This window comes from Acidithiobacillus sp. TH-A36, assembly GCF_057473445.1.
In genome coordinates this window covers 1-9,212 of sequence record NZ_JBYCKP010000344.1, presented here as the reverse complement: position 1 = coordinate 9,212, position 9,212 = coordinate 1, and the positions used below count along the sequence as shown (strand labels likewise).

The 9,212-nt window shown below is 54.0% G+C and carries 10 protein-coding genes; all 10 read right to left on the bottom strand.

What is annotated here, in order from left to right; all coding sequences use genetic code 11:
* The coding region (gene dnaE / locus AC2VLY_RS09250; RefSeq protein ID WP_486922141.1) for a DNA polymerase III subunit alpha at nt 1–2,405 on the bottom strand (2,405 nt) is incomplete at its 3' end.
* The gene (locus AC2VLY_RS09245; protein ID WP_486922140.1) at nt 2,402–3,004 is read right to left on the bottom strand and encodes a ribonuclease HII; all 603 of its coding nucleotides are present in this window, start codon (nt 3,002–3,004) and stop codon (nt 2,402–2,404) included. The genes dnaE and AC2VLY_RS09245, both read right to left, overlap by 4 nt.
* 41 nt (nt 3,005–3,045) lie before the next feature.
* Nucleotides 3,046–4,164 carry a lipid-A-disaccharide synthase gene (gene lpxB, locus AC2VLY_RS09240; RefSeq protein WP_486922142.1) on the bottom strand — a complete coding sequence of 373 codons (1,119 nt, stop codon included), beginning with the start codon at nt 4,162–4,164 and terminating at the stop codon, nt 3,046–3,048.
* Nucleotides 4,165–4,177: 13 nt separating this feature from the next.
* Complete coding sequence (locus AC2VLY_RS09235) at nt 4,178–5,287, bottom strand: DegT/DnrJ/EryC1/StrS family aminotransferase (RefSeq protein WP_486892044.1); 1,110 nt, start codon at nt 5,285–5,287, stop codon at nt 4,178–4,180.
* Between the two features lie 48 nt (nt 5,288–5,335).
* Entirely contained in the window at nt 5,336–6,277 is a 942-nt protein-coding gene (locus AC2VLY_RS09230) for a Gfo/Idh/MocA family protein (protein WP_486892045.1), read from the bottom strand.
* The gene (gene lpxA, locus AC2VLY_RS09225; RefSeq protein WP_486892046.1) at nt 6,274–7,056 is read right to left on the bottom strand and encodes an acyl-ACP--UDP-N-acetylglucosamine O-acyltransferase; all 783 of its coding nucleotides are present in this window, start codon (nt 7,054–7,056) and stop codon (nt 6,274–6,276) included. Before lpxA ends, AC2VLY_RS09230 begins: the two co-directional genes overlap by 4 nt.
* On the bottom strand, nt 7,053–7,502 hold the full coding sequence (fabZ, locus tag AC2VLY_RS09220; protein WP_193649953.1) for a 3-hydroxyacyl-ACP dehydratase FabZ: 450 nt from the start codon (nt 7,500–7,502) through the stop codon (nt 7,053–7,055). The genes lpxA and fabZ overlap by 4 nt, the downstream gene beginning before the upstream one ends.
* Nucleotides 7,492–8,556: a UDP-3-O-(3-hydroxymyristoyl)glucosamine N-acyltransferase gene (gene lpxD, locus AC2VLY_RS09215; protein ID WP_193649952.1), complete on the bottom strand. Its 1,065-nt coding sequence runs from the start codon at nt 8,554–8,556 to the stop codon at nt 7,492–7,494. The genes fabZ and lpxD overlap by 11 nt, the downstream gene beginning before the upstream one ends.
* Nucleotides 8,556–9,086, bottom strand: a complete 531-nt coding sequence (locus tag AC2VLY_RS09210; RefSeq protein ID WP_193649951.1) for an OmpH/Skp family outer membrane protein — start codon at nt 9,084–9,086, stop codon at nt 8,556–8,558. The genes lpxD and AC2VLY_RS09210 overlap by 1 nt, the downstream gene beginning before the upstream one ends.
* Before the next feature lie 18 nt (nt 9,087–9,104).
* Nucleotides 9,105–9,212, bottom strand: a 108-nt coding sequence (locus AC2VLY_RS09205) for a BamA/TamA family outer membrane protein (RefSeq protein ID WP_486892048.1), incomplete at its 5' end; no start/stop codon positions are given.

Genomic DNA, 9,212 nt, shown 5'->3' with positions numbered 1-9,212 from the left:
AGGCCCATGCGTTGACATTCGGCGATCATCGCCACGACCTTGTCGGTATGGTCCATATCTGCAGTCAGAACCGCCGCCATGAAAAACTGGGGATAATGGGCCTTGAGATAAGCCGTCTGATAGGAAACCAGAGCGTAGGCCGCAGAATGGGATTTGTTGAAACCATATTCCGCAAATTTTTCCATCAGATCGAAAATGGCTCCTGCCTGATCGGGATGCAGGCCATTTTTATGTGCGCCCTCCAGAAAAATACTGCGTTGTTTGGCCATTTCTTCGGGTTTTTTCTTGCCCATGGCGCGGCGCAGCAAATCGGCACCCCCCAGGGAATAGCCTGCCAGGACCTGCGCCGATTGCATGACCTGCTCCTGATAAACAATAACGCCGTAGGTTTCCTTGAGAATGGGTTCGAGATTGGCGTGCAAATAACTGACCTGGGCCTTGCCATGCTTGCGGGCAATAAAATCGTCCACCATGCCCGACTGCAAAGGACCGGGACGAAACAGGGCCACCAGGGCGACAATATCCTCAAAAGTATCGGGTTGCAGACGCCGCACCAGATCACGCATGCCCGATGATTCCAGCTGAAACACGGCCACGGTTTCCGTGGATTTCAGCAGTGCAAAAGTGTCTGGATCATCGAGCGGGAGTTGCTGAATATCCAGGGGCGCAAGGTCCTCCGTGACGGCAGCGGCATTAATGAGTTTTACCGCCATATCAATAATGGTCAGGGTGCGCAGACCCAAAAAGTCGAATTTGACCAGACCCATTTTTTCGACATCATCCTTGTCGAGCTGGGTCACATTACCACCACCACCAGAACTGTCCGTAAATAGCGGTAAACGATCCGCCAGCGGCTCTGGAGAGATGACAACCCCCCCCGCATGGGTGGAGGCATGGCGCGGCAACCCTTCCAGACGCAAGGCAATATCCAGAAGATCGCGTACGTCATCTTCTTCGGTCTGGCGGCGCCGCAACTCTTCGGATTCTTCCAGGGCTTTGGCCAGGGTCATGCCCAAATCACCGGGCACCAGCTTGGCGAGCTGGTCCACAAACCCGTAGGGCAGTCCCAGCACCCGGCCGACGTCCCGGACCACCGCCCGCGCTTTCATGGTTCCAAAGGTAATGATCTGGCCGACCCGTTCGCGACCATATTTTTCGGCGACATACTGAATGACCCTATCGCGTTGATCCATACAGAAATCCACGTCGAAATCGGGCATAGATACCCGTTCTGGATTCAGAAAGCGTTCAAAAAGCAGGCCGTTACTGATCGGGTCCAGATCCGTGATTCCCAAAGCATAAGCCACCAGAGAACCGGCGCCCGAACCGCGTCCGGGTCCGACCGGAACCCCATTGTTCTTGGCCCATTGGATGAAGTCCGCCACAATCAGAAAATAGCCGGGAAAACCCATTTGTTGAATAACGCCTACTTCACGCAGCAGGCGTTCATGGTAGGGGAGGCTATCCTGGGCACGAATCTGCAGCGCATCCAGACGCGTCTGCAGCCCTTTCTGAGCCGCTTCATGCAGATATTCATCCACAGACTGGCCCTCAGGAATCGGATAATCAGGCAAGGCGTATTGGCCCAACACCAACTCCATATTACAGCGTTTGGCAATTTCTACCGTGTTGTCACAAGCTTCGGGCAAATCCGCAAAAAGTGTGCGCATTTCCTCTGGATCCGGCAAACAATGCGCGGCGGTGAAACGTCTTGGCCGGCGTGGATCATCCAGTGTCAGCCCTGCAGAAATGCATTGCCGGGCATCAAAGGCGGCAAAATCGGCGGCATCCAGAAAATGGGCATTATTGGTAGCCACCACCGGCAAATTCAGCTTTTCGGCCAGTCCGAGCGTTGCTTGCAGCAGACTTTCCTGATCTTTTTCGTCATTCCGTTGCAGTTCCAGATAAAAACGTTCGGGAAACCAGTCTGCATAGCGTTTTGCCAACCGTTCAGCCTGTGCATGATCACGGCGCAGCAAAGCCCGACCGATTTCACCCTGCCCGGCTGCGGACAGGGCAATCAATCCCTCACTGGCACGCTGCAGCCATTCGGCGGCAATCTGCGGGCGGCCCTGCTGATGTCCCTCCAGATAGGCGCGACTCAACAAACGGCTGAGATTGGCGTAACCGGTTTTGTTCATGCACAACAAAATCAGGCTGGCGGGGCGGTCGGCATCGCTCTCATCGTGGACCCAGATTTCACTGCCGATCAGTGGCTTCACGCCCTGACTGCGGGCAGCATTATAAAACTTCACCAGAGCAAAAAGGTTACCATGATCGGTAATCGCGACGGCTGGCATGTTTTTTTCGGCACAGCGCTTGGCCAGCGCCTTGACCGGAATAATGCCATCCTCCAGAGAATATTCGGAATGCACATGAAGATGAACAAAAGTCGGTTCACTCACTGCTTTGCCTCCCAGGCTCGATCCACCGGAGCAAAACCACGTCGATGCAGCGGACAAGGTCCATAGCGCTGTAATGCCTGCAGATGGACTGCGGTGCCATAACCCATATGCCGGGCCAGACCATAATGCGGATAATAAGCATCCAATACCTGCATGGTCTGATCTCTCGCCACCTTGGCGAGAATACTGGCCGCTGCAATAGCATCTACCCGACCATCACCGCCCACCAGAGTCTCAACCTGCCAGCCCGGCGGTGACTGGTTACCATCCACAACAACAAGCTCCGGACGCACTGGCAGGGCAGCAATAGCCCGGGACATGGCCCGTAAAGAGGCCTGTAAAATATTGTAGCGCTCAATTTCCCACACTGCCGCCCAGCTCAACGACCAGGCCCGCGCCTCCTGCCGAATTCTGGCAGCCCATTGCAGGCGGGCCTTGGCGGTCATTTTCTTGGAGTCGTTCAGGCCGTAAAGCGGTTCGCGCAAAATCACCGCTGCCGCAATGACCGGACCGGCCAGTGGACCACGACCGGCTTCATCCACACCTGCGCACTCGGGTCCCCAGTGCTCCAAAACCGGAGATATTCTGGCTGTACTCATCCTCAATTATTCATGCCACTGGCCATTTTTGGATTTACCCGTCATGAAAGCATTTTCCGTAATACCTGTTGCAGCGCCTCCGGGGAATCACCCTGCAACAAGTCACGTATCTGCTTCAGGCGCTGAACCTGTTTGTGCCCAGCCTCGGTAAATAAGGGTAACAGAGCTGCAGCAACTTGTCCGGGTTTAAAGGCATCCTGCAAAAACTCCGGATAAACAGACTCTTTGAGTAAAATATTGGGCATAGCCACAAAAGGGGTTTTAACCAGGCGCCGCGCAAAAGCGTAGGTCAGGGCATTCAGGGCATAAACCACTACCGCCGGACGTTCCATCAGTGCGGTTTCCAGGGTCGCGGTTCCGGAAGCCACCAGTACCACATTGGCGGCTGACAGTACTGTGCGGGTTTGGGCAATAACCATCAGAGCATCACAGGGGCCTGCTCCCTGTTGCCACTGGTGGTTCCAGGCCGACGCCAGTTCATCACGAGCCAGTGCCACGACAATTTTCAACCGGGGCATTTGTTCTCGCAGAATACTTGCGGTTTGTGCATAACGGCGGGAAAGTTTTTCCAGCTCACCACGCCGGCTGCCGGGCAGCAAGGCGAGGACCTGATCCTCCGCTTCGAGCCCCAGAGCCGCCCGAGCAGTCAAACGATCGGGTGCAGCAGTAGTCTGTGCCAGCAAAGGATGGGCCAGAACCTGCACCGGAACATCTGCTTCGGCATAAATGGGCACTTCGAAGGGGAAAAGCACCAGCATTTGATCAACAATCTGCTTGATCTGGTGAATGCGCTGCCCGCGCCAGGCCCAAATCTGCGGCCCCACCACATAAAGGACGCAAATGCCCAGCGCTTTGGCCGCCTTGGCAATGCGCATATTGAATGCCGGATGATCAATCAGGATGACACAAGTGGGCCTTTCTTTTTTCAGGTGCGATACAACCTGATGATACAGTCGGCGTAGCGCCCCATAATGGCGCAGCACCTCAACCAGACCGATGATGGCAAGTGGTTCCCCGTCGGCAATATTTTCAACGCCGGCGGCCTGCAAACGCGAACCCACTACTCCTGACCAATGTAAATTCAGGCCAGCAGCAGTCGCATTTTCCATGATTTCCAGTCCGAGATTTTCCCCGGAACGCTCTACAGCAAGGATAAACACCTTGCCCAATGCTTTAATCCTTCAGCGTGCGGCGAATCACCTCTGCCACCCGGGCAACCTGCGCCTCTTGCAGCTCGGGAAACATGGGCAAGGACAAAACCCGCTCGGCCAGCTTATCCGCTACCGGACAATGACCTTGAGGCTGATCACCAAACATTTTCTGGCGATGACCGGGTATGGGATAATAAATGGCACTGGCAATGTGCTCTGCCTGCAAGGCGGCTTTTACCGCATCCCGACCTTCCAGCTGAATCGTATATTGGTGGTATACATGCTGATAAGCTTCTGGTGCATGGGGCAACTGCAGATCCAGGCCCGCCAGATGCTCGGCATACCAGGCAGCCGCCTGCTGACGACCCGCATTAAAAGTAGAAAGATGCGGAAATTCCGTGCGCAAAATCAATGCCTGCATTTCATCCAGACGACTGTTATAACCCAACACATCATGATGATAAGTCTGCCATGAACCATGATTGCGCAAGCCCCGTAATTGTTTTTCCAGTTCCGGATCATTGGTCACCACCATGCCGCCATCACCAGCACCGCCAAGATTTTTGCTGGGGAAAAAGGAAAAACAGCCGATATCACCAAAGCTTCCCACCGCACGCCCATGAATACTGGCCCCGATAGCCTGGGCACAATCTTCAATGACCTTCAGATGATGCTGCTGCGCCAAAGACATGATGGCGGGCATATCGGCAGGCAGCCCATAAAGATGAACCGGAATAATGGCTTTGCTGCGGTCGGTGATGGCCGCTTCAATGAGTGACGCGGTCAGCACATAATTTTGCGGGTCCACGTCTACAAAGACCGGCTTGGCACCCACGTAAAGGACCGCTTCTGCCGTAGCAATAAAGGTGAAGGTAGGCACAATGACCTCATCCCCAGGCCCAATCCCCAAAGCACGCAGAGCCAGCAACAATGCATCTGTTCCCGACGCGCAGCCTACCCCATGGGCTACTCCACAGAGTTGAGCCACATTCTGTTCCAGAGCACGACCGTGTTCACCGAGGATAAAACCCGCCTGATCCAGAATGTTTCCCAGTCCGGCAAGAATTTCTTCACGCAGTGGCTGAAAATGTGCACGCAAATCGACCATGGGAATGGCTGTACTATGACTCATGTATTGATATCCTGTTTAAAAATCCATTGACTGGGTCTGGTCCATCCCTCAGCGGGAAAGAAAACCATCCACCGCCTTGCGTACTTGCAGCGCTGCCGCCAATACCCGGCGACCCGCCATACCATCACAAAATACTGGAGTTTGATTAAGCACCGCACCCAGAAAATCTTCAATTTCTGCAGCCAGGGCATCGGTTTTAGCCAAATTGACGGCTTCATCCCGAACACCGGGAATACCTGGGACGGCGCCTTCTCCGCGATGGTAAATGTGCAGGGTATTCTGGATAAAATCCACTGAAGCGTAACGGTCCTGCCAGAAAATCCGCAAGCGTCGTGCCGGTTCGCGCACCACCCGGGAGGCCGCGAGGTTCACTACGGTACCGTTACTGAGAGTAATCCAGGCATTGGCCATGTCGGCCTTGTCGGTCACTGCGGCAACGCCTACCGCACGCACATCAACAGGTTCGGCCCCGGTCAACAGTAAGGTCAGATCCAGATCATGAATCATGAGATCCATGATGACATCAATATCCAGAGAACGGGGTTTGAACGGTGCCAGACGCTCTGCCTCCAGGTAACGCGGGGCGCCATAACCCGCCTGACGCAAATGGCGAATGGCTGGATGCACTCTTTTGATATGCCCCACAGCCAGAACCAGTTGACGTTCCTGAGCCAGGGCAATCAGGGCATCTGCTTCCGGAATATCCAGCGTGAACGGCTTTTCAACCAGGCAATGCACTCCTGCACGCAATGCTTCTTCAGCCACCGCATGATGCGTTGAAGTTGGAGTTGCTATGGATATGGCCTCTACTGAAGCCAGCAGCTCAGGAATACTGGCAAAAGCCCGACAACCCAGTTCCCGGGCCACTTCAGCGGCACGATCGTGATTGGCGTCATAAATGCCTTGCAGATCGGACAAATTGGCATATTTCTGGGCATGAAAGCGACCTAAATGACCCACACCGATCACGGCTGTTTTGAGATTTATCATGGCCGGGTAATTCCTCGCTTGCTGCTCTGGATGAAATCCAGTAAATGGGCGATTTCCGGGGCATCAAGACCACGCTTGCGCACCTCTTCCATAGCATCATCCAGACGCTGTCCAGAGCGGAACAAAATTCTGTAAGCGCGTTTGATTTGTAAAATGGTCTCACGGGAAATGCCACGCCGGGCCAGACCACGGACATTAATACCATGAAGACTGGCATGATTCCCGGCAGCCATCATATAGGGTGGAATATCCAGGGGCGCCATGGTCCCCCCACCCAGAATAGCGTGCGAACCAATACGCGCAAATTGATGTACAGCAGTAAGACCACCCAGAATGGCATGGTCTTCAATACATACATGTCCGGCCAGCGTGGCTGCATTGGCCATCACTACCTGATCGCCGATGCGGCAGTCATGGGCCACATGACAATAGGCCATGAGCAGATTGTGGCTACCAATTCGCGTCACACCGCCACCCTTTATCGTGCCGCGATTCACCGTCACGAACTCCCGCAAGGTATTGTGCGAACCGATTTCCAGTGCCGTAGGCTCGCCCTTGTAGCCTAAATCCTGAGGGGCCGTACCCACCGAAGCAAACTGAAAAATATGGTTATGGCTGCCAATCCGGGTCGGACCTTCCAGTACCGCATGCGCACCAATCTGACAATGAGCGCCCAGCTCTACCTCAGCACCGATCACTGCGTAAGGACCAATTTTACAATCAGAACCAACAATGGCACTTGGATCAACGATGGCCGTAGGGTGAATATTCACACTCATTGAGCAGTTTCCCGAAGTGTCGCCAGCAACAGGGCTGAAGCCACCTCATGACCATCTACCAGTGCCTGGGTTTCCATTTGCCACATTCCCGAACGACGCCGACTGACGTTAGCCAGCAGTTCCAGGCGATCGCCTGGAGTTACCGGTTTGCGGAAGCGGGCCTTATCAATACCGGCAAAATATACGGCGGCATTTTCGCCATATTTATCTTCCGAAACAAAAGCCAGCAGAGCGGCTGCCTGGGCCAGAGCCTCAATAATCAAAACCCCCGGCATGACGGGCATGGCCGGAAAATGTCCCTGAAAAAAAGGCTCATTCATGGTGACATTTTTGACTGCCCGCAACGACTTTCCTATCTCCAAATGCAGCACGCGATCTACCAGCAAAAAAGGATAGCGATGCGGTAATCGCTTCATAATATCCTGAATATTCAGTTCACTCTCCATGAAATGGCTCTCCGTCAGATGATGCTTGGTGCGCAGATTTTTTCTCCAGAGTTTTTACCCGCCGGAACAAGGTATCCAGCCCGTCAAAGCGGGCAACAATGCGCCGCCAACGCGTAATTTCATGGGCTGGGACCACTCCCGAATAAACCCCCGGGCTACGCAGGGAATGGGTAATCGCACTTTGTCCGGCAATCACGCAGTTATCTGCTATTTCAACATGTCCGGTAACGCCAACCTGCCCGCCAATCCGGCAATGGCTGCCAATACGGGTACTGCCCGCTATGCCAGCTTGACCAGCAATCACGGTATGCGCGCCTATTTGTACATTGTGACCGATTTGCACTAGATTATCGATCTTGACCCCGTCGGCAAGGATTGTATCGGTCAGAACACCACGATCAATACAGGTATTGGCACCTACCTCCACATCATTGCCGATCAATACCCCGCCTATCTGGGGAATTTTCAGATATTTTCCGTTTTCTTCCGCAAACCCAAAACCATCCGCACCAATAACCGCACCCGCGTGGAGAATACAACGTTCGCCTATGCGGCAACCAGAATAGATTTTTGCACCGGGATAAACATGGGTTCCCGCTCCTATCTGAACGTCAGCGCCCACAAATACCCCTGCCTCCAGCCAAACTCCGGCCGCAATCTGTGCCCCCGCCGCCACCTTGACGAAAGCATCCATGCGTACCTCAGGATGGATCTGTACATTTCGATCCAGTTGGGCGCTGTGATGAATACCCGGTTCATGCCGGGCCACAGGAAACAGGTACTGCATGATTTTAGCGAAAGCCGCATAGGGATTTTTGACAACAATGCAGTTTCCAGAAAATTCATCGGCAGATTCAGGACTGAGAATAACGGCACCAGCCTGACTGGACTGCAAACAGCTGCGCAGGCTGCTCGCCTGGAAAAAAGTAATATCCCCAGCCTCGGCGGTATCAAGAGGCGCCATTCCGGTAATCAGGTATTCCGCATCGCCGCGCACTTCTCCAGCGATGTGTTGTGCCAGATCCTGGAGACGATGCGCGCCGGTTGCTCTCATTATTTTTTACCTGCGGACTTTGCCGCACTCATCGTGCTGTTCATGGCTGCCACCACCTGCCCGGTCAAATCAATGGCACCACTGACATACAATACCGACTTGTCATTGAGGATGACCGTATAATGCCCGGCACGGCCAATTTGACTGACCACCTTGACCAGTTGGGTCTGAATATTCTTGAGGATCTGATTGCGCTGATAGTTGAGGCTATCCTGAGCCTGGCGCTGAAATTGCTGAAGACTGAGAATCATATTTTGCAATTGTGCTTCACGATCCTGCCGCTGGGCGTTACTCAAATGCGGGAAATCTTTTTCCAGCGATTTCTGAAAAGTATCTATCTGTTGGCGCTTGGATTCTATTTCCTTTTGCTTGGCCTCCACCTGCTTATTGAGGTTCGCCGCGCCGACCTGCGCTTCTGGAAGCTCGCGCAGGGCTTTATCAAGATCGACAAAGCCGATTTTCATGGGGTCCGCGAAGGCCATCACGGCAAACAGCAGCAAACCCAGACCCAGAAGTAACTGACGCATCATACCCATATCACCGGGGCATCAGAAATTGTTTCCCACAGTGAACTGCAGGGGTTGGGTAAGATCTCCGGGCTTCTTGTCCAGGGGAATCGCCAGGGACAGGCGCAGAGGACCGAGGGGGCTGATCCA

Coding starts and splice junctions, on each gene's coding strand:
- fabZ (WP_193649953.1), bottom strand. CDS start 7,502: ATGGAGAGTGAACTGAATATTCAGGATATTATGAAGCGATTACCGCAT.
- AC2VLY_RS09230 (WP_486892045.1), bottom strand. CDS start 6,277: ATGATAAATCTCAAAACAGCCGTGATCGGTGTGGGTCATTTAGGTCGC.
- lpxA (WP_486892046.1), bottom strand. CDS start 7,056: ATGAGTGTGAATATTCACCCTACGGCCATCGTTGATCCAAGTGCCATT.
- lpxD (WP_193649952.1), bottom strand. CDS start 8,556: ATGAGAGCAACCGGCGCGCATCGTCTCCAGGATCTGGCACAACACATC.
- AC2VLY_RS09245 (WP_486922140.1), bottom strand. CDS start 3,004: ATGAGTACAGCCAGAATATCTCCGGTTTTGGAGCACTGGGGACCCGAG.
- AC2VLY_RS09235 (WP_486892044.1), bottom strand. CDS start 5,287: ATGAGTCATAGTACAGCCATTCCCATGGTCGATTTGCGTGCACATTTT.
- AC2VLY_RS09210 (WP_193649951.1), bottom strand. CDS start 9,086: ATGATGCGTCAGTTACTTCTGGGTCTGGGTTTGCTGCTGTTTGCCGTG.